Origin of the sequence: Luethyella okanaganae, from assembly GCF_042660285.1 — a bacterium.
Taxonomy (GTDB): domain Bacteria; phylum Actinomycetota; class Actinomycetes; order Actinomycetales; family Microbacteriaceae; genus Luethyella; species Luethyella okanaganae.
This window is the reverse complement of the sequence record NZ_JBHSTP010000003.1, coordinates 393,658-418,078: the sequence shown is the minus strand read 5'-3', so window position 1 is coordinate 418,078 and position 24,421 is coordinate 393,658. Positions and strand designations below refer to the sequence as shown.

General features: G+C 67.0%; 22 protein-coding genes. 10 read left to right on the top strand and 12 right to left on the bottom strand.

The annotated features are described in order from the left end of the window. Positions 1-42: 42 nt before the first annotated feature. Both ACFQB0_RS13420 and ACFQB0_RS13415 read right to left on the bottom strand, forming a co-directional pair. On the bottom strand, positions 43-1,617 hold the full coding sequence (locus tag ACFQB0_RS13420) for an ABC transporter substrate-binding protein (RefSeq protein ID WP_386732549.1): 1,575 nt from the start codon (positions 1,615-1,617) through the stop codon (positions 43-45). Positions 1,618-1,671: 54 nt separating this feature from the next. Then, complete coding sequence (locus ACFQB0_RS13415) at positions 1,672-2,379, bottom strand: cupin domain-containing protein (RefSeq protein WP_386732547.1); 708 nt, start codon at positions 2,377-2,379, stop codon at positions 1,672-1,674. A 176-nt stretch (positions 2,380-2,555) separates the two neighbouring features. On the opposite strand from ACFQB0_RS13415, the gene ACFQB0_RS13410 reads away from it, so the two are divergent. From ACFQB0_RS13410 to ACFQB0_RS13375, 8 genes are all read left to right on the top strand, one after another. After that, positions 2,556-3,221, top strand: a complete 666-nt coding sequence (locus ACFQB0_RS13410) for a GntR family transcriptional regulator (RefSeq protein WP_386732544.1) — start codon at positions 2,556-2,558, stop codon at positions 3,219-3,221. Positions 3,222-3,338: 117 nt separating this feature from the next. Continuing rightward, complete coding sequence (locus ACFQB0_RS13405; protein WP_386732542.1) at positions 3,339-4,559, top strand: Tm-1-like ATP-binding domain-containing protein; 1,221 nt, start codon at positions 3,339-3,341, stop codon at positions 4,557-4,559. 2 nt (positions 4,560-4,561) lie between these two features. Beyond that, positions 4,562-5,395, top strand: a complete 834-nt coding sequence (locus tag ACFQB0_RS13400) for a phosphoenolpyruvate hydrolase family protein (protein WP_386732540.1) — start codon at positions 4,562-4,564, stop codon at positions 5,393-5,395. Between the two features lie 31 nt (positions 5,396-5,426). Then, positions 5,427-6,275 (top strand): phosphoenolpyruvate hydrolase family protein, encoded by an 849-nt coding sequence (locus ACFQB0_RS13395; protein WP_386732538.1) that lies wholly within the window; start codon positions 5,427-5,429, stop codon positions 6,273-6,275. A gap of 26 nt (positions 6,276-6,301) precedes the next feature. After that, positions 6,302-7,033: a hypothetical protein gene (locus ACFQB0_RS13390; RefSeq protein ID WP_386732536.1), complete on the top strand. Its 732-nt coding sequence runs from the start codon at positions 6,302-6,304 to the stop codon at positions 7,031-7,033. Between the two features lie 24 nt (positions 7,034-7,057). Next, positions 7,058-8,074: an aldo/keto reductase gene (locus ACFQB0_RS13385; protein WP_386732534.1), complete on the top strand. Its 1,017-nt coding sequence runs from the start codon at positions 7,058-7,060 to the stop codon at positions 8,072-8,074. After that, positions 8,071-9,084, top strand: a complete 1,014-nt coding sequence (locus tag ACFQB0_RS13380) for an aldo/keto reductase (protein WP_386732531.1) — start codon at positions 8,071-8,073, stop codon at positions 9,082-9,084. The genes ACFQB0_RS13385 and ACFQB0_RS13380 overlap by 4 nt, the downstream gene beginning before the upstream one ends. Beyond that, a complete protein-coding gene (locus ACFQB0_RS13375) occupies positions 9,084-10,634 on the top strand; it encodes a GMC family oxidoreductase (protein ID WP_386732529.1) in 1,551 nt (516 codons plus the stop codon). The genes ACFQB0_RS13380 and ACFQB0_RS13375 overlap by 1 nt, the downstream gene beginning before the upstream one ends. On the opposite strand, the gene ACFQB0_RS13370 is transcribed toward ACFQB0_RS13375, so the two are convergent. After that, positions 10,597-11,292, bottom strand: coding sequence for a GntR family transcriptional regulator (locus ACFQB0_RS13370; protein WP_386732526.1), 696 nt, complete (start codon positions 11,290-11,292; stop codon positions 10,597-10,599). The genes ACFQB0_RS13375 and ACFQB0_RS13370 overlap by 38 nt on opposite strands. 127 nt (positions 11,293-11,419) lie before the next feature. Here ACFQB0_RS13370 and ACFQB0_RS13365 point away from each other — a divergent pair, with 127 nt between their 5' ends. Then, positions 11,420-12,328 (top strand): amidohydrolase family protein, encoded by a 909-nt coding sequence (locus ACFQB0_RS13365; RefSeq protein WP_386732524.1) that lies wholly within the window; start codon positions 11,420-11,422, stop codon positions 12,326-12,328. Between the two features lie 58 nt (positions 12,329-12,386). Here the strand turns inward: ACFQB0_RS13365 and ACFQB0_RS13360 are convergent, their stop codons facing one another. From ACFQB0_RS13360 to ACFQB0_RS13345, 4 genes are read right to left on the bottom strand one after another with little or no spacing between them, the layout of a single operon-like run. Further along, positions 12,387-13,964, bottom strand: coding sequence for an ABC transporter substrate-binding protein (locus ACFQB0_RS13360; RefSeq protein ID WP_386732522.1), 1,578 nt, complete (start codon positions 13,962-13,964; stop codon positions 12,387-12,389). 46 nt (positions 13,965-14,010) lie between these two features. Beyond that, positions 14,011-15,438: an NAD-dependent succinate-semialdehyde dehydrogenase gene (locus tag ACFQB0_RS13355; RefSeq protein WP_386732520.1), complete on the bottom strand. Its 1,428-nt coding sequence runs from the start codon at positions 15,436-15,438 to the stop codon at positions 14,011-14,013. Then, entirely contained in the window at positions 15,435-16,715 is a 1,281-nt protein-coding gene (locus ACFQB0_RS13350; protein WP_386732517.1) for an iron-containing alcohol dehydrogenase, read from the bottom strand. The genes ACFQB0_RS13355 and ACFQB0_RS13350 overlap by 4 nt, the downstream gene beginning before the upstream one ends. Next, positions 16,712-17,785, bottom strand: coding sequence for an Ldh family oxidoreductase (locus ACFQB0_RS13345; protein ID WP_386732514.1), 1,074 nt, complete (start codon positions 17,783-17,785; stop codon positions 16,712-16,714). Before ACFQB0_RS13345 ends, ACFQB0_RS13350 begins: the two co-directional genes overlap by 4 nt. Before the next feature lie 83 nt (positions 17,786-17,868). Here ACFQB0_RS13345 and ACFQB0_RS13340 point away from each other — a divergent pair, with 83 nt between their 5' ends. Beyond that, positions 17,869-18,630: an IclR family transcriptional regulator gene (locus tag ACFQB0_RS13340; protein ID WP_386732511.1), complete on the top strand. Its 762-nt coding sequence runs from the start codon at positions 17,869-17,871 to the stop codon at positions 18,628-18,630. Between the two features lie 252 nt (positions 18,631-18,882). On the opposite strand, the gene ACFQB0_RS13335 is transcribed toward ACFQB0_RS13340, so the two are convergent. The 5 genes from ACFQB0_RS13335 to ACFQB0_RS13315 all read right to left on the bottom strand — a co-directional run bounded on the left by ACFQB0_RS13335 (position 18,883) and on the right by ACFQB0_RS13315 (position 24,385). Continuing rightward, positions 18,883-19,545: an NADPH-dependent F420 reductase gene (locus ACFQB0_RS13335; protein ID WP_386732508.1), complete on the bottom strand. Its 663-nt coding sequence runs from the start codon at positions 19,543-19,545 to the stop codon at positions 18,883-18,885. Positions 19,546-19,610: 65 nt separating this feature from the next. Then, positions 19,611-20,273, bottom strand: coding sequence for a DUF4386 domain-containing protein (locus ACFQB0_RS13330; protein WP_386732505.1), 663 nt, complete (start codon positions 20,271-20,273; stop codon positions 19,611-19,613). Positions 20,274-20,577: 304 nt separating this feature from the next. Further along, complete coding sequence (gene rox, locus ACFQB0_RS13325; protein ID WP_386732503.1) at positions 20,578-22,032, bottom strand: rifampin monooxygenase; 1,455 nt, start codon at positions 22,030-22,032, stop codon at positions 20,578-20,580. A gap of 317 nt (positions 22,033-22,349) precedes the next feature. Next, positions 22,350-23,093 carry a CHAP domain-containing protein gene (locus ACFQB0_RS13320; protein WP_386732500.1) on the bottom strand — a complete coding sequence of 248 codons (744 nt, stop codon included), beginning with the start codon at positions 23,091-23,093 and terminating at the stop codon, positions 22,350-22,352. 917 nt (positions 23,094-24,010) lie between these two features. Further along, on the bottom strand, positions 24,011-24,385 hold the full coding sequence (locus ACFQB0_RS13315) for a hypothetical protein (protein ID WP_386732497.1): 375 nt from the start codon (positions 24,383-24,385) through the stop codon (positions 24,011-24,013). Positions 24,386-24,421 lie beyond the last annotated feature (36 nt).

Here is a 24,421-nt window from a genome sequence, read left to right as displayed (position 1 = left end):
CGGGGCCGGGGACCGATTCATCTCCCGACCCCGCCGGTATCGCTACTCGGCTACGTACCCGAGCCGATCGGTGTACAGCGCTCCGCGTCCCATGGAGGCGAAGCCCGTGACATCCGCCCCGTGGAGGAAGGTGCGGTGGTCGATGCCGAACGCCACGATGGGGATCTCGCGCACATACACCTCTTGCACCGCACGAATGGCGTCCACACGAGCCTCATCGCTCGTCGCCTTCTGCGCCTTGTCGATCGCCGCGTTCATATCGTCGTTTCCGAAGTTGGCCACGTTGTCGAGGCCGCCTTTCCCGAACAGATTCGCCATTCCCACCTCGGGGCTGTTGAGATCGAAGACGCCGGGGTAGAAGGTGATGTCGAAGTTGTCCTTGTCGAATGCCTCGGCCCGCCACTCGGGGATCGGGATCTGGTTCACGGTGACAGTGAGCCCGTCGAGTTGCTGCAGGGTGAGTTGGAGCAGCTCGCCGGCACGGACCAGCTCCGGCACGGCGGCGACCAGGATGTCGACCTGAAGGTCGGCCCCCTCGGCCTTCAGTTCGTCGACGAGCGCCTGCGCCTTCTCAAGGTTCCGCTTCGGCAGCACCGCCGAGGCGTCGTAGTACTGAGAGTCTTCGGGAAACAGACTCGTGCCGCCGAGTGCACTGGGATCTTGCGTGAGCGTCTGCACGAGTTCTGCAGGATCGATGGCGAGTTGCACGGCTTGTCGCGCCCGGAGCTCGCCGAACAGATCGCTCTGGGTGTTGAAGACCAGATGACGGACACCACCGGACGCGACCGCGAATGTCGAGACCGCCGGGTTGTCCTTGTCCGAGATGAACTGGAACGGATAGCCGTTCATGCTCTGTGCGCCGCCCTGGACGACCGTGCTCACCCGCTGTGCGGGGTCGGCGACGAGCGTGAAGGTGAGGCTGTCGAGGTAGGGCAGTCCGTCGTCGTAGTAGTCGGCGTTCTTGACGAGGGTCTCGCCGACGGCAGGGTCCCATTTCTCGAGCACGTAGGGGCCGGCTCCGACAGGGGTGGTATACGGACCCGGGCCGGCCGGGAACGTGGCCGGCGACGCGACGAAGGGAATGGCATCCGCGATCTGCTTGTCCAGAATCGGATTCTTCGTGGACGGCGTGATGGCGAGCGTCGTGGCGTCCACCACCTTCGAGGTGAAAGTGCTCGCGATGCGCGCCGCGCCGAGGGCATTGGCCGGTTCGGCGAAGCGGTCCCAGTTGGCCTTGACCGCGCCGCTGTCGAGAGTCGTCCCGTCGGTGAAGGCGAGGCCGTCGCGTAGGGTGAGCGTCCACGTCGTCCCGCCGTCGTCGGTGGTGAGACTCTCGGCGAGGCCGGGTTGGACCCGTCCGTCGACGTCGACCGTGATGAGGGCGCCATAGACCGCATACAGGCGGTCCCACACGACGCCGGGGAACGAGCCGGTGGATGCGCCGGGATCCCAGTTCGTCATGCCGGAAGCGACAAGGATCGACAAATCGCCGCCCGCGACGGGCGTCTCGCCCGCGGCGGTCTCCGTCGGCGCTGGATCGGCCGTTCCGCCGCAGCCTGAGAGGAGCAGCGCGCTCGCGACGAACGCCGCTGCGAACCGGAGGTGTGACATCTTCATTGACGTACTCTCTTTCGGTGCTGGTTTCGGTTGTTCTGGATGCTGGGATGGGACTCAGCGCGTCTCGACGGGCTCGCCGTGGACTGCGCGCCACAGGTGGCCGTCTCGCTTTCGCCCCTCCAGCTGCGTGGCGAAACCGATTCCCTCGAAGGTCTCGGACGGGTCGACCACGCCATGCTCCTCGCCCATGCCTGCAGCGAGGATGGCACCGGGCTGCACCTCATGGTCCTGACCGCGATAGCGGAGGGTGAAGTGGCCGCGGAAGACGAACCAATACTCGTCTCCGTCGTGATAGTGGTAGTCGCACGGCCGGCCGGGACCGAAGGTGAAGATCGCGGTCCGGACCGCTTCTCCCCAGCGTCCGGCGATGCGCGCGATCTCGACTTGGCCTCGGTGCCCCTCTGGGCCCGGGTTCAGCGCGTTGCGCACGATGGCGCCGCCGGCCGGGACGTCGATCCACTGCATCTTCTTGAGGGTTGCGCGAGCAGTCTCGGTCTCGACATATGCCTCGCCAGACACGACGATGATCCGTTCCTTCGGCGTCGTCGGCACGATACGACGCGCGACGGGAATGTCGTGGGTCGTATGCAGACTCGCCTCCGCGTCGTCGATGGGGTCTGGCCAGCGTGAGGCAGGCGGCTCCTCACCCTCAGCGAGCCGATCTGCGTTGCCGAGGGTGAAGAACTCGACATCGTCGATGTCGACCCACGATTCACTCTCCGGACGGTTCTTGAGTTCCTGACGGTTCGCGTAGAGCGGCACCTGCAGCCTCCTCGATGCATGGGGGGACGCGCAGAGCGCGTGCCGGGTGATGTATTTGGGAGCTTAGATGGCGGCGCCCATTGCGTCAACTATATTGTTGACGATTTTGTTGGCACGAATGACAACGGTCGAATACACTGACGGAGACAGCCCGGGATTCCAGGGGAGGTGGCTCCATGGATGCGCGAGATGCCGCAGGCCGGCTCGCCGAACAGATGCGCGACGATCTCACTCGTGGAGTCTTCATGCCTCGCGAGCGCCTCGTCGAGAGCGAGCTCGTGCAGCGCTATTCATGCGCCCGCGCGGCGGTCCGCGAAGCCCTGGTGCTGCTCTCCGCCGATGGACTCGTCGAACGCCTGCCCAATCGTGGAGCCCACGTCAGGGGCCTCACCGTCGAGGAGGCCATCGAGATCGCCGAGGTCAGGCTCGCGCTCGAGTCCCTCTGCAGCAGCTACGCGGCCCTTCGCGCCACAGAGGAGGATCGGGTCGCGCTGAGCCGGCATGTTCGAGCGATGGCCGACGCCGTGGCCTCCGACTCGCCTCACCGATACCGATCCGAGAGCGTCGAGTTCCACGAATGCCTCATGCGCATCTCACGACACGAGAGCATGACCCGCGAGCTTCGCAGCATCCGACGACACAATCTGCAACGCCACTTTCCGGCGGCGTTCGAGGCGGGGAGCTTCAGCGACTCCCTCAACGATCACGTCACCATCGCCGACGCGATCCTCGCTCGCGACGGAGTTCGAGCGCACGAGCTCATGACCGAGCATCTGGGCCGGATCATCGCCATGCTCACCGCGTACCGCTCGACCCTCGGTCAACGATTACCGCTAGAATGAACAATATTGTCAACAATGATGTTGACACAGTTGCCGACTCGGTCGTAAGTTGATGCTCACCGGTCGCCGACGGTGCATCCGGATCCATGACAGCTACGAACGACGGAGTTCTCACCGATGATCGGCACCACCGCACCCGCCTCCGATGCACCTCGGGTGGCCGTCGTGGCGACTCTCGACACCAAGGGGCTCGAGGCGCGCTACCTGGTGGAGCGCCTGCACCTGCACGGGGTGCAGACCGTGCTCGTCGACACGGCGCTCACCGGAGCCTCACCTCGCGACGCGGATGTCACGCGCGCGATGCTGGCAACGCTCGGGGCGACGGATGCCGCGGGCGACGACCGCGCCTCCGCCATGGAGACGACGGCTCACGCCGCCGGAACCTGGCTAGCCCGAGAGGCGTCCGCCGAACGCCTCGACGGCGTCATCGGCATCGGCGGAGGAACCGGCGGCTGGATCTCTCAGGAGGCTTTCGCGGAGCTGCCCTTCGGTTTTCCCAAACTCGTGCTCACGACCGTCGTGAAGAGCAGCGGCGAGAACGACATCACCCTCATGCCGAGCGTCGTCGACGTAGCGGGCCTGAACAGCCTGTTGTGCACGGTACTCGACAATGCCGCCGCCGCGATCGCGGGGATGGCGTGCGTTCCGCGAACCCGCCCGGTCCGAGCGCGCCGTACCATCGCCATGACCATGTTCGGCGTCACCACGACCGGCGGGGACATCGTGCGGCGAACCCTCGAAGAGGCGGGCTGCGACGTGGTGGTGTTCCACGCGACAGGCGCGGGCGGACGCACCATGGAACGCCTCATCGCGGATGGACGCTTCGACGGGGTCGTGGACTGGACGACGACCGAGGTGACGGACCATCTCGTCGGCGGCCTCTGCGACGCTGGCCCGCTGCGACTGGAGGCCGCCGGTGTCCGTGGCGTCCCTCAGCTCATCGTCCCCGGCGCCGTCGACGTCATCAATGTGCCGCCGCCGGTTCCCGACCGCTACGCCGACCGCGCCATCCACTGGCATCTGCCGACGGTCCCTCTCGTTCGAACCAGTCGCGCCGAGAGCGCGGCCGTCGGGTCGTGGATCGCCGAGAAGCTGAACCGGTCGACTGGGCCGGTCGCCGTCCTCATCCCGCGCGGCGGATTCTCCTCACTCGATGCCGTAGGCGGCGTCTTCGCAGACGCGGACGCCGACGCCGCGTTCGACGAGGCCGTCAGAGCGACGATACACCCCAGCATCTCCGTGACCACGACCTCCGACCACATCAACGACGAGGCTTTCGCCCGGCTCGCCGCCTCCACCCTGCTCAGGCTGTTAGACACCGCTTCACCGAAGGAATGACCATGCCCCGATTCACCCGTACTCAGATCCTGGACAGGCTTCGCGAGCAGATCGCCGCCGGCAAGCCGGTCATCGGCGCCGGTAGCAGTTCGGGGCTCATCGCCTCATCCGCCGCAGCGGGCGGCGCCGACATCATCATCGTCTACAACACCGGCCGCACGCGCCTCATGGGGTTGCCAACGAGCCACCTGCTCAACCATGCCAACCCGACGACGCTCGCGATGTACTCCGAGATCTCCAACGTCGTCGCCGACTGCCCGATCGTCGGCGGAGCCGAGGCCCAGGACCCTACGTATCTCGACCTCCACCGACTCGTGGACGACTACTACGAGACCGGATACGACGGTCTCATCAACTTCCCGACGGTCGGACCCGACCCCGTGCGGGGCGCGGATCGGGCGAGTGTCGGCCTCGGCCTTCGCCGAGACTTCGAGATGGTCAAGATCGCCCGCGATCGCGACTACTTCACGATCTGCTACGGATACACCGAGGAGCAGACGATCGGCCTGGCCGCCGCCGGATGCGACGTCATCGTTCCGCACGCCGGCTGGACGACCGGCGGCCTCGCGGGCGCGGGCGTCTCGGCCATGACCCTGGAGGCGAGCGCCGAGCACGTGCAGAACCTCATACAGCTCGCACGCAAGGAGAATCCAGACATCATCTGCCTCTCGCACGGCGGACCCATCTCGTCGCCGGACGACACCGGCTACCTCTACACCCACACCGACTCGCAGGGCTTCCTCGGCGCCTCGAGCGCCGAGCGTATCCCGGTCGAGCGTGCCGTGATCGACACGGTGACCGCATTCAAGAGCCGTCGCCTGACCGCCGACGCCTGACCCATCCGCATTCGTGAAAGACAGGACAATCATGATCGCCGAACGCGACTTCACCCAGCAGAGCATCATCGATCGCCTCGCCGCCACAAGAGCCGCAGGAGCCCCGATCGTCAGCGTGACCGCCGGTGTCGGCATCATCGCCAAATGCGCCGAGGTGGCGGGTGTCGATCTCATCTTCGTAACCGCCTCCGGCAGGTCGCGGCATCTCGGGGTGCCGACGACGGTCAACATCGGCAATGCGACGCAGATGACGCTCGACATGCTCCCCGAGATCGACAACGTGGTGGAGAGAACCCCGTTGATCGCGGGGATCGAAGCCACCGACGGTTCCCGTCGTCGGCTGAGCCGGGTGATCGACCAGTTCATCGAGGTCGGCTTCGACGGCGTGACCAACTTTCCCACCGTCGGGACGTTCCCCGGCTGGGGCGAAGCCCGCAAAGACGTCGGCGAGGGGACGGACCGCGAGTTCGAACTCATCACCGCTGCCCGTGACCGAGGCCTCTACACAGTCGGTCAGGCGTACACCGTCGAGCTCGCGAAGGGCACGGCCGACGCGGGCGCCCACCTGGTGATCGCCCGCTGCGGTCTCACCTTCGGCGGCCGTCGCGGGCCGGAGGACTCGCAGACCATCGAGCAGGCCGCCGAACACGTCCAGGCGATCGTGGATGCCGCGAAGGGCGCGAATCCCGAGGTGCTCGTCCTGGCGCACGGTGGCCCGTTCGGGACCCCGGAATCGACCGACTTCCTCTATGCGCATACCGGCGTGGACGGCATCCATGCGGAGTCCGGCGTCGAGCGCATACCGGTGGAGGACTACGTCGAGGCCGAGATAGCCGCATTCAAAAACCAGAGCCTGCGCGAGTCGGCTCGCGCCGTCTGAGCCGACCGCCACTCGAAAGGACCACCATGCCCATCTACACCCGCGAGACCCTGCAAACCGAGCGACTCCCCTGGGTCGAGATCCACGACTTCGAGTTCCACCACCTCGGTCGCACCATGGTCACGAACAACCACTCGATCACCGCCGACGAGAGCGGCCACGTGCCGTACTGGGGCTACTACCAGGATCGCCCCCTCCAGGCATCCATACGCCTGCAACCGACCACGGCCAAGGATCGCATCACGGTCGTGAGCGGACAGGTCCAGGTGGAATCCGAGCACGGCCGGGTCACCCTGCACAAACGGGACTACTTCGACATTCCCGCGACGGGTGCAACGATCACGAACTCGGGACAGTCGATGGCTGAGTTCGTGCGGGTGATGGGCGACTGGGACCACACGGTCCGCAACGAGATCTGCATGTTCCGGCCGGGAAATCCCTGCGACTACCACTACCACGACGGCGACGAGTACTGGCTGGTCTTCCGCGGCCACTTCACGCTCGACTACAACGGTCTGAAGGTCCCGGTCGGCCCCGGCGAGCTGCTCGCAGCGGGCAAGGGCTTCGCCCATGGTGCCCTCGATCCCGAGGAGGCCATGAACGCGATCGTCATGGCCATGCCCTTGGAGGACGGCAAGCGCGACGGACATCTCAACCACGGGAATCAGGGCGAGCCGACCCCTGGCCGCGACGTACCCGAGTCCGTGTGGGACGGTCTCCGCGCCCGCTCGACGGGCGACGTGATCATCCCCGACTGAGCCAGCACCAGACCAGGAGCATCCATGACACAGAACACCGTGCCGAGCGTCACCATCGGCAGTACCGGCATCACCACCTCTCAACTATCTCTCGGCACCTGGGGGGTCGGAAAGGCCGCCGCCGCAGCCACCATCGGCGACGACGAGACCATCATCGGCGTGCTGGAAGCGGCCTTCGACGCCGGCATCCGCTACCTCGACTCCGCCGACATGTATGAGAACGAGGATCGTCTCGGGCGTCTGCTCGGCCGAGTGCGCAACAGGCCAGACGAACTGCTCATCGCCACGAAGTACGGTCATGGCAAGCCGTTCACCGCCGACGGCGTTCGGGCGTCGGTCGAGAAATCGCTCTTAGCGCTCTCCCTCCAGAGCATTCCGCTCATGATGCTGCACGATCCCCGCGACGCCGACGACATGGCGGCGATCTACGCTCCGGGAGGGTCGCTCGAGGGTCTGAGGACATTGCAGGACGAAGGGCTCGTGGGGAGCATCGGCGTCGCGACAGGCACCATGCTGCCCCTTCAGAGCGCCGTCGACTCCGGGGAGTTCGACGTCATCCAGTTCCCCCGCCTGTACACGCTCATCAACCGTGCGGCGAAGACCTCGGGGCTCCTCGACAAGGCGCGTCAGAAGGGCATGGGCACCCAGCTCGCCGCACCGTTCACCGGTAACATCCTGGCCACAGGGGTGCGCGGGGTGGAGAAGCCGCTGTACGCCTACTGGCCCGCGCAGCCCGAGGTGATCGAGGCGGTCGGCAGAATGCAGGACCGCACGGACGAACTCGGCGTGACCATCGCACAGGCCGCCGTCGCGTATGTGGCCTCCGAGCCGCTCATCGATGTCGCCGTCATAGGCGTCCGCAGCCCCGCGGAACTCACGCAGAACGTCGAATCCCTCTACACGGGGCTCACGCGCGAGCAGTTGGAGTCGATCGCCGAGGTGGGAGCCGTCGACGAGCGGCTCATGGGGGCACCTGATTTCGTGTGGCCCTTTCCGCTCGACCGCGTTCCCGAAGAGTTGAAAGATGTGGTGAACAGATGAGCGCCACGACGACGACACTCGGCCGTTCAGGCCTGACCACCTCGCGCATCGGCCTCGGCGCCTGGGGCCTGGCCAACACCGGTTCCCATCCGGCCGTGCAGGTTCTCGAGGAGGACGCGGTGGCCGCGCTCGTCCGGGATGCGTTCGACCTCGGCGTCACCCTGCTCGACTCGGCGGAGGCCTACGACAATGAGGAGATGCTCGGACACGTCATCCGCGATCTCGACAACGCGCCCGACGAGCTGATCGTCTCGACGAAGTTCGGCCACGGCAAAGGCTTCTCCGGGGCACAGGTACGGGCCAGCGTCGAACGGAGCCTCACCGCCTTCGGCCTCGAGCGGATCCCCCTCTTCATGCTGCACGACCCGCGCGACGAGGACGATCTCGCCGTCATCCATGGGAAGGACGGAGCATTGCCGGAACTACGACGGCTGCAGGACGAAGGACTCGTCGGCAGCATCGGCATCGCCACCGGCACCCTTCCTCCGCTGCTCGCGGCGGTGGAGAGCGACGAGTGGGATGTCATCCAGTTCCCCCGTCTGTACACCCTGCTGAACCAGTCGGCGAAGACCTCGGGGCTACTCGAGAAGGCGAAGGAACGGAACATCGGCACGATCCTCACCTCGCCGTTCACCGGCAACCTGCTGGGAACCGGCGTCCACGGCGTGGACGCGCCTCTCTACTCCTTCTGGGCGGCACAGCCCGAGGTCGTCGAGGCGGTCGGCAGGATGCAGGATGCCGCCGCCGCCGCGGGTCTGGCCCTGCCAGAGGCGGCCATGGCGTTCGCCCTCGATGAGCCGCTCATCGATGTGGTGGTGATCGGCGTCGTCGATGCGGAGGAGCTGCGGCAAGACGTCGCCGTCCAGAGGCGGGCTATCGATCGCGAGGTCCTCGACGGTCTCGCCGAGGCGGGCCGCGTCGATCAGGCCTTGATCGGCGGTCCCGACTACGTGTGGCCTTTTCCCGTCGAGCGGATGCCCGCGGAACTGCGCGCCAAGCTGGGCCTGTAGTGGGCTCACGCGTCATCGTCGTCGGAGCGGGCTCGGCAGGTTGCGCGGTGGCGGGCCGGCTCGCCGAGCGCGGTTCGACCGTCGACCTGATCGAGGCCGGCCCCGATTGGCGCAGCGAGTCCTGCGACGACGAGATTCGGCGTCCCAGCGACGACATCTTCGCCTGGCGGGTGGACGGCCGCGCGGCGAGCCGGTTCGCGTTTCCCGACGTCACGGCCACGCGATTCGACGGGCGGGACGCGCTCCCCTACCTGCGCGGTTGGGGCATGGGGGGCACATCGTCGCTGAACGGCTTGGTCGTCGTGCGGCCACCAGACGATGAGTTCGACCATTGGACGGAACTCGGCTGCGCTGGCTGGGGTCCGCACGACGTGCTTCCCGCGTTCATCCGCCTCGAGGACGATCTCGACTATGGAGCCGCGCCCTATCACGGCCGCGGAGGACCGACCCCGGTGGTGCGACGCGGAGAGCACGAATGGGGCAGCGGAGACCGGCTGCTCGCCCACGGCGCAGCCGCTGCCGGTCACGACTGGGCGCCAGACTACAACCGCCCAGGGGCACTGGGCGTCTCGCGCACCGCGAGCAACATTCGGCTGGGGGTGCGAGTCACAAGCTACGACGGTTACGTCGAGCCCTGGCGTGAAGACGGCCGCATCGTCGTCCACGCCGACAGGCTCGTCGCGCGTGTGATCGTGCGCGACAACCGGGCCGTCGGGGTCGAGCTGAGGGCGCCGGACGGAACAGTGCAGGTCGTCGAGGCCGATCAGGTCGTGCTGGCCGCAGGCGCCGCCGCGACACCCGGGCTGTTGGAACGCTCAGGAATAGGCTCCGACCAGCTGCTCGCGCGGCTCGGGATCGCACAGCACGCCTCACTGCCCGTTGGAGAGGGGATTCAGGATCATGTCGGCTTCTGGCTCTCCGCCGGACTGGACTCCGCCCAGCCGGCGGCGAACGGGGCACGGGGGAACGTCACGCTGCGCTACTCGTCGGGACTCGCACATTCGCGTTCCGGAGACCTGCTCGTCGTCGCCGCCAATCCCCCGTCGCCAGACTTCCGGGAGGTGGCGTTCGGAGTGAAACTCGGCCACTGCGCGAGTCGCGGATCGTCGCACATCGTTTCGGACGATCCGCGAGTGGCGAGCGGCATCCGCCTCAATCTTCTCGGCGACGAGCGCGATCTCGCCACGGGCCGCCACGCCCTGCGCACGGCCACGGCCCTGTTGTCGCACGGAGGGCGCATCGTCCGCGATCGCAACGGCGAGCCCGTCGACGCACGATGGGACGACGCGACGATCGACGCGTGGCTGCTCCGCTGCGCGACAGACACCTCCCACCTGAGCGGCGGTGCGGTCATGGGCGCGGACACCGATCCCGGCTCCGTGGTCGATCCCCGCCTGCGCGTGCACGGCATCCGGGGGCTGACCGTCGCCGATCTCTCCATATGTCCCGTCGTGCCACGCGCGAACACCTATCTGACCTCGCTCATGATCGGCGAGCGCGCCGCGGACTTCGTCACGGAGGAATTGGCGCGGCCCGATGGGCGTCGCTGAGCATGGCCTCGCGAATGCCGTTCAGCGCTTCGAGCACATGTGCGCGATGCTCGAGGGCCGCCACCGACGCGGCATCCGAATCGCCCTCAATGACCGCCTCGACGACCTTGTCGTATTCGTGCATCGACTCGACCCGCCGGTCGGGCAGCAGGTAGGGATACCAATTGGACCTCACCTGGTTCTGCAGCGACTCGATGATCCTGGTCGCGGTGCCGTGACCGCTGATCTCTCGGATCAGGCGCGAGATCTCGGCGTTGGCACCGGTGTAGACGGCGACCTCGCCGTGATCGACGCCCTCGTGCAGGAGAGCGATCTGGGCTCGCAGGAGATCCCGCTGCCCGTCGTCGACGCGCTCGGCTGCACGCTGGGCGCACAGCGCCTGCAGCGTCAGCCGCACCTCGGTGCTCTCGATCGCCTCGTCGATCGACACCCGTCGAACCCGCGCTCCCCGATTCGCCTCGCGTTCCACGAGTCCTATCGCGGCCAACTCGATGAGCGCGGAGCGGATCGCCGACCGCGAGACGGCGTAGGTCTGGGCGAGATCGGCTTCGACCAGCCGCTCACGAGGGTGATAGTGGCCGTCGCGGATGTCGTGTGCGATGCGGTCGACGACTTCGACCCGCACTGTCCCCTGTTCCGGCTGATCCGCTGCTGGCATTGCCCACCTCCGTGTGACGCCCCACCCTGGCCGACACCGCCCCAGTGTACTGGGCATGACAGGCATGACCTGCCGCTATCTACGCCATTATTGTCAACATAATACGGCGACCGTGAAGGAGAATCGCGTGGAGATCGTCGACGCCCAAGTGCACCTCAACATGGTGGGCCTGCAGGCCGGCCTCGTGGCCATGGACGCCGCAGGGATCGACGCCCTCGTCATCGACGAATTCTGGGGATTCGACGAACACGGTCGCCCCCTGCCCAACTATCCGCTGTCCGGCGGCTCGGTGCGGCATACGAGCCCGCTGGGCGAGGAGGCCGTGGCGCGGCATCCCGACCGCTTCGCCTACGTCACACGCGTGCAACCCGACGACCCGGGGTTGGAGGAGGTCATCGCCACGGTCCGCGAGCGCCCTGGGCGGCTCGCGCTGCGGATCCTGCCCTTCGTTCCGAAGCCCCCGAGCGCCGGCGAGTCACCCGAGAACCTCGCAGCCGTAGCGGCGTTCGCCGAGGAGTTGACGGGAGGACGCTACGATCGCTATTTCGCTCTCGCAGAACGGCATTCCGTCCCGGTGTTCCTCCAGGTGAACGGCATCGGAATCCCCGGGCGGCTCGACGCGATCGAGCACATCGCACGCCACCATCCGCAATTGACCGTCGTCATCGACCATCTCGGGGTCGCCATGCCCGGATCCCGTGCAGCGCGCCCGGGCCGGTTCGCCCAGTTCGAGGAGGTCGCGACGCTCGCCCGGTTCCCGAATGTCGCCCTGAAATGGGGCCACGCCACGCGTCTGTCCGAGGAGCCGTATCCATACCAGGACGTGCGGACAGCCCTGCACCGCATTGTCGAGGCGTTCGGCGCTGAGCGGATCATGTGGGCCAGCGACTGGACGATCGACCTGGACTGGAGTTCTTGGGCCGAGTCCTTCTCCTACATCCGCGACGACGAGATGCTCAGCCAGGACGATCGCGCGGCCATCCTCGGGGGCACGGTCAGACGCCTTCTGGGCTGGCCAGCCTCCCCAGCCCCCTGACCCGGAGCCGGACGCGACGGAGGGGACGCCGAACGGCGTCCCCTCCTCATGTTCGACGTCACTCGGTGTAGTGGAGCTCCTGCGGCAGGATCGCGCCACGACCGATCGCGACGAAGCCGCCGACGTTCGCCTGATGGAAGAAGACCCGGTTGTCGTAGCCGAAGACCGAGATCGGCACCTCGTCGACGAAGTACTTCTGCACCTTCGTGACCGCCGCCGTGCGACCGGCCTCGTCGGTCGCAGCCCGTAGCTCCGCCAGCGCGGCATCCATCTCAGGGCTCGAGGAGTTCTGGAAGTTGTCGGCCCCTCCCGTCTGGAAGATGTTCGTCATGGTGGTCGGCGCCGGGTTCACATCGTAGATGCCGGGGTAGAACGTGATGTCGAAGTCATCGTTGCTCTGCGTGCGCAAGCGCCAGTCCTGGATCTGGATCTGCTCGATGGTGACCGTCACGCCCTTGAGCTGCTGAAGCGACAGTTGCATGTATTCGGCGGCGCGGATGAGCTCGGGGATCGCAGCCGGCACGACCACGATGTTCATGTCGACACCGTCTGCGACGAGCTCGTCCACGAGCCTCTGCGCTTCTTGGAGGTTCTGCTTCGGCAGCCCCAGCGAGGCTTCGTAATAGGGCGAGCCATCGTTGAAGAGGGTGGTCGATCCGAGCTGCGTCGGGTCGGCGAGCAGCGCCTGCACGAGTTCTTCCGGATTCACCGCGAGCGAGATCGCCTTCCGAGCACGCGCATCGTCGAAGGGCGCTCGCGTGTTGTTGAAGGCGAAATGGCGGAAGCCGCCGTTCTCGACCTCGAAGAAGGCGAAGCGATCGTCGTTCTCGTAGTCGCGGAAGTCGGAGTGGAAGCCGTTCATGAGTTGGGCTCCGCCCGAGGCGATCGTCTCGACGCGCTGGGACGGGTCGCCGATCGAGCGGTACTTGAGCGTGTCGAGGTACGGCTTACCCTGCTCGAAATAATCGGCGTTGCGCGCCAGATCCTCGCCGACCTGCTTGTCTTCCTTGACGAGGACGAACGGACCGGCGCCAACCGGCTTCGTGTAGTCGCCGGCCTGCAGGGCCGTCGGAGACGCGATCAGCTGAAGCTGCTCGGCGATCTGCAGGTCGAGCACCGGATTCGGGATCGGTGACGTGAGCGTCAGAGTGAGCTCGTCGGCGACCTCGCTGGTGAACGACTGCGCCAGCGCCATCATGGATGCCGTGTTGGCAGGGTCGGCAGCCCTGTCCCAGTTGAACTTCACGGCCGCAGCGTCGTACGGGGTGCCGTCCGTGAACGTGATGCCGTCGCGAATCGCGACGGTCCACGTGGCTCCACCATTCTCTGTGGTGAAGCTCTTAGCCATGCTCGGGATGGCGGTGCCGGTCTGGTCCACGTACAGTAGCTGCCCGTAGACGGCTATCAGGCGATCCGTGATCACCCCGGGGAGAGTGCCGAATGTGAAGAGGGGATCCCAGCTGGGGACACCGCCAGCCGACATGATCGTCAACTCGCCGCCCTGCACCGCTTCACCGTTGCCGCCGGACGGTTTCGGGCCGGCACCGCCTCCCGTGCATCCGGCGAGCGCGACGGCTGTGGCGAGCGCCGCGGCGATCGTCAGTCCGCGCTTGCGCCATGAGATGTGATTATGCATTGTCGTCTTGACCTTTCCGGGCATCATCGCCCGTCCATTGGTGCTCTCAGAGATTGAGTGCGAGGTACTTCTCTTCGAGGAACTCGAGGATCCCCTCGAAGCCCCCCTCCCGGCCGAGCCCGCTCTGCTTGGTGCCGCCGAAGGGCGCTGCCGGGTCGCTGAGCACGCCGCGGTTGACCGCGATCATGCCGGCGTCGATGCGCAGGGCGACGCGCTGCGCGTCGTCCTCGGGACCGAAGACGTAGGCAACCAGTCCGAACTCCGTGTCGTTCGCCATGCGCACGGCCTCGTCGACGTCGTCGTAGCGGACGACGGCGGCCACCGGGCCGAAGATCTCCCTACGGTTGATGGTGTCGCCGTGACGCACACCGTCGACGACCGTCGCCTCGATGAATGCCCCGTCGTCGAGACTGCGTCCGCCTCGCACGATGCGCGCTCCCTCCTCGACGGCCGTCGACACGAGCTGCGCGACCTTGTCGCGCTCGGCGACGGACACGAGTGCGCCAAGGGTGTTGCCGTGGTCGAGGCCAGGACCGATCCTCACCGAGGAGAGCGCGTCGGCCAAGCGCGACACGAAGGCATCGTGAAGGGACGAGTGGACATAGAGGCGGTTGGCGGCGGTGCACGCCGATCCGCCGTTGCGCATCTTCGCAACGAGGGCTCCCGCGACCGCGTCGTCGATGTCGGCACCGGGAAGCACGATCACGGGGGCATTGCCGCCCAGCTCCATCGACGAGCTCACGACGGTGTCGGCGCAAGCGTGCAGCAGCTCGCGGCCGACCTCGGTCGACCCCGTGAACGAGAGCTTGCGCACCGCGGGGTGCGCCAACATCGTGGCGACGAGCGGACCCGTCGGCACCGGGGTGACCAGGTTGACGACACCATCCGGCGCCCCTGCGCGACTCAGCGCATCGACGACGTAGGCAGCCGTGAGAGGGGTCTCGCGAGCGGGTTTGAGGATGGTCGTGCATCCTGCCGCCAGCGCTGGCGCAAGCTTGCGAGTCGCCATGGCCGCGGGAAAGTTCCACGGCGTGATGAGGAGTGCGACGCCGATCGGCTGCCGGGTGACGACGATCCGCTTGTCGCCGTTCGGCGAGAGGCGGAAATCGCCGGGAACGCGGACGGCCTCCTCGGCGAACCAGCGGAAGAACTCTGTGGCGTACGTCGCCTCGGCCGCGGCATCCGCCCAGGCTTTGCCGTTCTCGCGCACCATGATCTCGGTGAGGTAGTCCTTCTCTTCGCGCAGGATCTCGAAGGCTCTGTAGAGGATCTCCGACCGGGCACGCGGACTGGTGGCGCTCCACTCGGGAAGGGCATGCTCCGCCGCTCCCACCGCCTCCAGGCAATCCGCCTCTGTCGCAGCCGCGAAGGAGGAGATCGTTGAGCCGTCGGCGGGATCGACGACATCGAAGGTGGCGTTGTCGGCGCCATCGCGCCATCGACCGTCGATGAAGAGTTGCGAGTGGTAGCTCATGGTTGCCCTCTCGGTCGGAGTCTCTGTGCGGGTCCTGGTGTCGGGAGGCGCGCCACGAGCAGACTCCGATCGCCTACGATCGCCGCGTCGACGAGACGCCCGAGAAGCGCCCGGTCGACGGGGATCGGCGCGATCGCCACGAGGCGCGCAACCTGGAGCGTGAGCTCCACGATCCGGTCTCTGTCGTTGCGGCTCACTCCGAGCTCTGCCAGAGAGGCCGGCAGTCCGACATCGGCGCAGAACGCCGCGATCGCGTCCACAGTGGCCTGCGCCCGGTGCGCGGTCGCACCACCCGCGCCGGCCGTCACTCCCATGGCCTCCCCGAGGGTGGCGATGGCCTCGGGAATCGCGTCGACGCAGGCCTGCATGACGTATGGCAGGAGCGTGCCCGTGCCGAGGCCGTGCGGCGTGTGGGTCATGGCACCGATCGGGTACTGGATAGCGTGCGAGAGGTGGGTTCCCGTCGCACCGAAGGCCATTCCCGCGAGCAGGCTCCCGTAGGCCATGTCGGCACGGGCCTGACGGTCGTGCGGGGAACGCACGGCGACGGGGAGCGCGCGAAAGATGATGCGAGCCGCCTCGAGCGACAGCGGATGGGTCAGCCGGTTCTGCCCCACGAAGACGGGCGACGGGTGCGCGTGATCGATCTCGAGCTGCGCGGCCGTGTAGGACTCGACGGCGTGCACGAAGGCGTCGATGCCGGCGAAGGTGGTCACGCCGACGGGTGCGTCCATCGTCAGTTGGGGATCGACGACAGCCGCTCGCGGGATGAGATGGGGGCTGGAGATGCCGACCTTCAGCTCACGATGGGGGTCTGAGATCACGGCGACGGGCGTGACCTCCGAGCCCGTGCCGGCCGTGGTGGGCACCGCGACGAGGGGCACGACCGGTCCTGGCACGGCGTTCTCGCCGTAATAGTCGTCGAGGGAACCGCCGTGCGTGACCAGCACCGCGACAAGTTTGGCGGCGTCGAGGGCGCTTCCGCCGCCATAGCCGACGATGACCTCTGGCGCGAAGGAGGCTGCGATCGCGCCAGCCCTGTGCACGCTTTCGCTCGGCAGCTCCGGCGGAACATCGGTCAGCACCTCCACGTTGCCGGTGATCGCGCGCATCGCCTCGACGACCTCGGCGAACTCCGCTGTCGTCGCGATGAAGGGATCGGCCACCACCAGCACCCGCCGGCCGAACCCGGCGACGATCGGAGCGATCGCGGCCCGCGCACCGAAACCGAAGCGCACTTCATTCGGCAGGCGCAGAACGCCGATGGACTCGTTCATGGGGTGATCCCCTCTCGGCGCATGTCGGTACCGGGCGTGTCGACGGCCTGACTCGCCAGCAGTTCGGAGACCCGATCCCAGACATCGGCACTCACGTCGACACCGTCGGCCAAGGCGAGTTCCCGGCTGGCCCGCGCGCGGTCACCGGGCACCGTCACGGCGCGCCCGTCGATTCCGCTGCCGCGCAATTGCGCGAAGTAGTCGGCGAGCAGAGGCGACCCAGCCGACCCGCCGAAGACCGCCACATCGATGGCGACGATCACGTCCCCTTTCGTGGTCTCGAACTCGGCGTCCAGCGTGCCGCGGACGTCGGCGCCGAGCGCGGTCCCTGTGAGGACGCCGACGACGGCACCCAGGCTGAGCCCGAGCGCGTAGCCCTTGGCGCCGCCGAACGGCGAGATCGCCCCGGATACGGCACGCGCGGCATCCGTCGTGGATCGGCCTTCGGCATCCACCGCCCAGCCCTCCGGCAGTGTCATCCCACGCGCTGCGTAGTCGAGGATCTTGCCGGCCGACACGGCGCCCGTGGACATGTCGAGGGTGAGCGGGCTCCCGGCGGCAGGCACCCCGATGCCCAAGGGGTTCGTGCCGAGCAGCGCTCCGGCTCCGCCCCAGGGATGGACGAGTCCCTCGGTCGATGAAAGGACGAGTCCGATGCACCCGCTTCCGGCCATGCGCTCCAGATAGGGCGACAGCATGCCGAGGTGGTGCGTCCGACGCATCGCCGCCGCCACAATGCCCGTCTGCCGAACACGGTGCAGGAGCATGTCGATCGTCAGGTAGGCGGTGACCGGGCCGAAACCGCGGTTTCCGTCGACGACGAGGGCGCTCGGAGCGGTCCACTCGAACGACGGCTGTGCCGCCGGGTCTATGAGGCCGGCATCCACGCGCGCTGCGAGCACGAAGAGCCGTCGCAGCCCATGGGACGGGTGACCCCGCAACTCGGCTTCGACGAGATGCTCGGCCTGCAACCGTGCCGAGGCATCGGGCGCGCCGAGACCGCGCAGCGCCGCGGCCGAGCGCTCCACAAGGGTGACGGCATCGACACGCACGACACTGCTGCGGGGCACCGGGTCTCCCTTCAAAAAAGTAGCTGCCAACATTGGCGACAATCATGGCGATCCCATTGTGAGGCGGCGTACAATCGGCTCCTATGTCGAGTCCCGCCCTTCAGGACAGCCCCACCTCTTTGCGGCGAGCGCTGAGCCTTCTCGACGCGTTCGACCGTGCGCACCCTGTCATGACCGTGCGCGAGCTGGCCGCCCGATCCGGAGTCTCACGGTCGTCAACGCATCGTCTCGCGCAGGACCTCATCGACTGGGGGGCGCTCGAGCGCACGCCCCAGGGTCTGCGACTGGGCGTCAAGCTGTTCGAGCTCGGCACCCTCGCGCCGAGTCAGACGACCCTGCGGGACGCGGCTGGACCTTATCTGCACACGCTCCACGAAGTGACGAAACTCACCGCCAATCTCGCGGTGCGCGAGGGCAACGAGATCATCTATCTGGAGAAGATCGGCACCCGCACCCTGCGCGTGCCGCATACCCGCTTGGGCGGCCGAATGACGCTGCATGCGACGGCGTTGGGCAAGGCGATTCTGGCGTTCACCAGACAGGACGACGTCTCGTTGAACGCCCTCACCCCAACCCTCGTACCGATGACCCCGCACACCCTCACCACGGTCGACGCGCTGCGGAAGGAGCTCGCTCGCGCCCGTCTCGAGAAGGTGGCGTACGACGTCGAGGAGTCCCAGCTCGGCCTGTTCTGCGTCGCCGCCCCCGTGCTCGACCGCCATGGTTCTGCGCTGGCGGCCATCTCGGTCACGGGCGCCACGGCCCTGTCGCAGGCGCAGCGATTCGCCCCCACCGTGATGGCGACGGCGTTCGCCATCTCGCGGGGGATCGTGTCTGCGGGGTGATCGGGGGTGCCCGCCACCACGATGACCCTCTCGAGACTGGGTAGGCCTGAGTGAGCCTGGGTAGGCACTGCCGCAGAGGCAGACGGGACTCGACCTCACGGCGCCCTTCCTGCAAGACTGCGTGAATCCGATGGCACGCTGAGCCGGCAATAGGTGCCGCTATAGGCGACGGATAAGGGCATCTACTGCCGGTTCTACTCGTATCGCAACCGCTTGAGTTGCATGCGCGCGCGACACCACGTGCCGCACGTGCTACGCGACCAGATCGCGCTTTGCGCGCGCGAGGTTCGCCTGAAGCTCCTCACGGGTCTGCGGAATCACATAGGCCGGCTGGTCGCGCTCGACACGCCAGCTCTCCGCGAGCGGTCCGACGACGATGGTGTCGAAGCCGAAGTCGTCGTAGAGCGCGGTGACGAGAGCAGCAGCGTCGTCGAAGTCGCTCGCCGTCGCGAGCGCCCGGCGGTTCGGCGTGCCTGCCGGGGTGCCGTCGGTGAGGATCGTCGCGGCGATGATGTGATTGAACCCCTTCACGACCTTCGACTCAGGAAGATGGGCCTGCAGCAGGCCCGAGGTCGTCGCCTCGCCAGCGTCGAGTTCGGCGATGCGACCGTCGCGCTCCCAGTAATAGTTGTTCGTGTCGATCACGATCTTGCCCACGAGCGGCTCGACGGGAATGTCGCGGTACGCCCTCAGCGGCACGGTGACGATCACGAACTCCCCCGCCTCGGCGGCTTCGGTCGGGGTGCCGGCCTTCGCGTTCTGGCCGAGCTCGGCGACGAGGCCTGCGAGCGTCTCAGGACCTCGCGAGTTGCTGATCGTCACGCGGTGACCAAGTTCCACGAGCTTGCGTGCGAGCGTTCCGCCGATGTTGCCGGCGCCGATGATTCCGATGTCAGTAGCTGCGATGTTCGTCATGCTGCGATACAACGCGGCGATACCGCTGCAATTCCCCGAACCGTCGTGGCTGCGGCGGACGCTCGCTACTTCTCGCCCTCGGTGGCGGTGGCGGCCGGGGTGACGTGCGACCTGGCGCGCGGCCATCCTCGAGCACCGCCCTTAACGAAGAGCCACCCGATGAAGACCACCTCTCCAACAAAGGTGTACTCCGAGACAGCCACAGACAACTCGGGCATCAACACGAAGCCGAACCCGTCCACGACATAGCCGAGACCCGCGATCACGAGCAGGATGCCCACGACCTTCTCTGCGACGGAGGGACCGGCCACGAGAACGCCGACGACCAGAAGATGCATGCCGAAGAGGATCAGCCCGACCGTCCAGATCGCGTCGAATGTCTCGAGGGTCGACGCTCTGAAGGTTCCATCGGCAGAACCGGGCAGCGGCTGCGCCAGCACGCCGATTGCGACTGCGAAGACCGCTGCAAACGCGACGCGGAACCAGGCCGCGAGAATCGCCCAGCCCTGATCGATGACGATCAGAACCGTGAGCAGCGCCCACGCCACGACGATGTCCAGGATCACCACGACGACGAAGCTGGCCACCCCGAGTCTAAACAGGGCGATGGGGCTTTCCGCGGTGAGCAAGAAGAAGTGCGCGAACCCCGCGATGAAGGCCATCGCCAGGAGTGACGCCGCAGCCGTCAGGCTCGCACGGCGAACAGAGTTCGTAGGAGTGAGTCTCATTGCCGATCCTTCGATGTCAAATATTCTTGACTTCTTACACTAGGAGGTTGCGAGAGAGAAGTCTAGAATTCTTTACATCAAAGTTGCCGCCAGAACGAACCCGATGTCGACGCCGACTCTGACCCTCGCCACGCTCGGGAACTGCCGCGCCAGCCGCTTCACTCTCCACCGAGCTTGTGAGACGCCTCGCGCCGACCCGCCGGCACCGCGAATGCGTCGCGCTCGGATGATCGTCAGCCCTCCAGAAACGTACCGGGGCGAGCCATGCCTCCGATGTCACGTTTCGGCGTCGGGCTGCGGAACACTACGTCGAGAAGCTTTCAACCGTGCCTTTGGAGGCGGCTCCGAACCATGTCGGCAGGTGGCTGATCAGAGCGGTCTGGTCTTCCCCGATCCATGCGACGTGGCCGTCCGGTCGGAGCAGAACCGCGAGCGCGTCGAGTTCTGCGCTGACGTCCGCAACGTAGTCGACTCGATCCGCCCATCCCGTCACAGAGAGTCCGCCGGTCTGGTCCAGCAGGAGCCCGCGCCCGTCGCGAGTGAGCTCGTAGAGACGACCCCGTGACAGAGGGATGTCGCGCAGTCGTCTGCCGAGCAGCTCGGGTCCTTCGCCGAAGTCGTAGCAGATCCCGATCCCGCTGACCTTCTCGGCCAAGAAGCGGCCGACGTCTTCGAAGTCCATCAGCTCGGCCAGCAGCCGGCGCACGGCCTGCGGGCCGGGCTCGGGAGAAATCAGCTCGCTCTGGGCGCGGGTGACGGTCAGCACGTCTTCCGCGACCGGGTGACGCTCGGCGTAATAGCTGTCCAACAGTCCGTCCGGTGCCCACCCGTCGACCTCGGCGGCGAGCTTCCAACCAAGGTTGAAGGCATCCTGGATGCCGAGGTTCAAACCCTGCCCTCCCAGTGGCGGGTGAACATGCGCCGCGTCACCCGCGACGAGCACCCGGCCCACTCGGTATCGTTCGGCAAGCCGGGTGGCGTCGCTGAAACGGGTTAGCGAGCGCGGTGAGTGGACGCCGAAGTCGGTGCCAGCGTACGCCCGCAGCTGCGTCCGGAACTCCTTCAGGGTCGGTGGGACCGAGCGATTCTCGGCCACGGTCGCCGCGGGCACCACGGCGCGGTACAGGCCATCACCGGTGGGTCCGATACCGAACCCCCTGTGGGTTCTGCGCACCTCCTCCGCCACCTCGACCACCTCATCCGTCGGCGCGGTCACCTCTACCTCACCGAGGAGCCACTCGATCGTGGCGGGCTCGCCGGGGAAGCCGATACCCAGCAGCCTGCGCACCAGGCTGCGTCCGCCGTCGCAGCCGACCAACCAGCGCGAGCGCAGCCGTGCGCCGTCGGCGAGCTCGACGCGCACCCCGTCCTCGTCCTGTTCGACACCTGTCACCTCGCATCCGCGACGAATCTGTGCGCCGAGCTCGCCGGCACGCTCGGCCAGCAAGCGATCGGTGACCGGCTGCGGGATGCCGAGGACATAGGCGTGCGCGGTGTCCAGGTTCGTCAGCCGGGGGTTGGTGATCCCGGCGAAGCCTCCAACGCCGCCGGGATACTGCTGCCCGTGTGCGAGAAACCGGTCCAGCAGCCCGCGCTGGTCCATGATCTCGATGCTGCGCGAGTGCAGCCCAAGCGAACGGACCGCCTTGCTCGGCGCCGCATCCCTCTCCAGCACGAGCACGTCCACGTCGTGCAGCCGCAACTCGCTGGCCAGCATCATCCCCGTAGGCCCACCGCCGCTGATGATAACGTCGAACACATCAGACCCCATCCGTACGCTCACCCCCTATGCGATCGGACCGGGCGAAGACCCGCCGGGCTTCATCCTGAAGCCCCCAGGCCTGTAGGCGCATTGTGGAAAAACCCCAACCCCAACCCCTTCCTGAGGACGGAACCGCTCGTCCATTGAGCTGCAGGGGCCGACGTTCGATTCTAACGGGAGACGTGCCAGGCTAGGACGCCCGAGAAAGCGCGAGGATCGACGACGCGGGCGCGGCGCGACTGTGAAGACACAACGCGGCGAGCAGCGAGCTAGCGCGAAAGACGCGCCGCGCCCAGCGGCCTACGGCCTACGGCCTACGCCTGCGGCGGGTACAGGTAGAGCGGAACCTCGCCGCTCTGCACCGTACGGCGATGATAGGCGTGGTCGTAGTTCTGGTTGTATTCCTCGAGCGCGACGGTGCCGTCGTCGTTCACGGCTTGCACGTAGGCGACGTGGTTGCCGGTGAACCAGGCCACCGCACCGGGCACCGGGTCGTGACTCGTGACCCATCCGTGGTCCTGCCAGGCTCTCGCCCACTCGGACGCGTTGCCTCCGTTGGGCGTGAGGTCACCCCACGTCCACTTCCACGGGCTGTCGGTCGAACCGGCGTCGCGGTTGAGACGCCAGGCGACGAAGTCGACGCACTCGCGGTAGTTGTAGCCGATCGGGGAGATTCCACCGCCCTGATCGCCGATGGGCTCTCCCGGCCAAGGGTAGTCGTCGCCCTCCTGGCGCACGCCGGGCGTGCTATCGGAGCCACTGCTTGACGCGACGCGAGAGTCGACGGCCTGAGTGGCCGCGGCGGGGCCGGTCTCGACGGTCATGCTGAGCATCTCGTCGGCCATGCTGCGCATCTCGTCGGCCGACACAGCTGAGTAGCCGTCGCGCGTCACCGAGGTCTGAGCCGAGGGGTCCGGCACGCGGGCGCTCTGCACGCTCTCCTGAGCCTGTTCGTGCAGATCGGAGGCCTCGAACTGCGACTCCCCCAATCCCGGCGCGAAGGCGTAGGCCGGAACCGCCGCGGTGATGAGCAGGCCCGGCGCGACGAGCAGCGTCATGGCCAGCCTCAACGGGCTGCGTCTTCTGGCGCTGCCCCTCGTCGAAGCCGATCCGGGCTCCGGCGCTGAGACGGGTGGAACTGACGCCGGGGGTGCGGCGGGCTCAGCCAATTCGGCAGAGTCGGGCGCCCCGGTCACACCGACTCCCGGAACAGGAGCGGCCGCAACCCCTGGTCCGGCGGTCGCGGCGGTAGCATCCGGAGCGGTCTCGACAGGGGAGACAGGCGACGAGACAGACCCCGCGAACGCCCGCTGTTCTCGCAGAGAGCGACGCGTGGGGAAGGCGGGTCGTCTGGCCGGTGCGATGGCCCCGTTGTTGTCTGGATGTGACTCGTTCTCGAGTCCGGTCGATACGGGTTCTGTCACTGCATCTCCTCCATTGTGGAGCAGGGGCGTCCCGCGTTCAATCCTGCTCGTGGGTTCGGTGTCGATATGAAGTGGCGACTCGCGGCCGCCGGTTTCGGGACTCGCCCCACGCTACGGAAGACCATGACGGTTGTCACGAAATGGTCACGGACTTTCAGGACAGGTTCAGGGTCACGCCGCCGGAGCGAGAAAAACGTTTACCAAGCAGCACCTGATGGATCGTGTCGGCAGCCGCCCCTGCGATCTGACACCGAGCGATCGCCCTGCCGAGCAGAAAGTACGGCAGTTGCTGAGCGTCCTCCGGACTGCTTGGAACCGGCGCATCCCTCGCCAGCGACCTACCCTCTCCGATGCTCGCGAGTACACCAACGCGATGACTCGGGACAGCGCTATGCCCAGATGGCTGGAGGAAGCACCTCGACGACTACCGAATGCTCTTCTCGGGCGGTTGACTCACGTCGACGTGGGCGGTCGTCCTGGTCTGGCAGCGCTCGGCGAGTCTGGGTCGGCCTCGATCGTCGGGGGTGCGTTTGCGTGGACCGCTCGCGAGATCAGTTGACGCCCATGAACATGTAGACGGTCTCTGCCCGGTCCTCGCTGTCTCGGAACACGAGATCTGCACCTCGACCGACGACTTCATCTGAGGAAGCCAGCATCGACCAGCGCAACAGCAGGGCATCGCTGGCGACGACCGCCTGGTCGTAGGCGAAGATGAGCCCTTTGCCGGCGATCATGTCGTCGTGAACCCGTGTGATGTGCGCTGCGATCTCTTCGACGCCGCTGAGGGTGATGCCGAGCGATGACACGACGAGTCGGCCAGACGGTGCCCACATCTGGTGGATCTTGCCGAGGCGCCGCTCGGCGTCAGGCTCGGTCCAGGTGGCCAGATAGTCGTTCTGGAATGCGGTCAGCGATTCGGTGTTCATGGGTTTGCTCCTGATCTGTTGACGTGAAAGGGGATC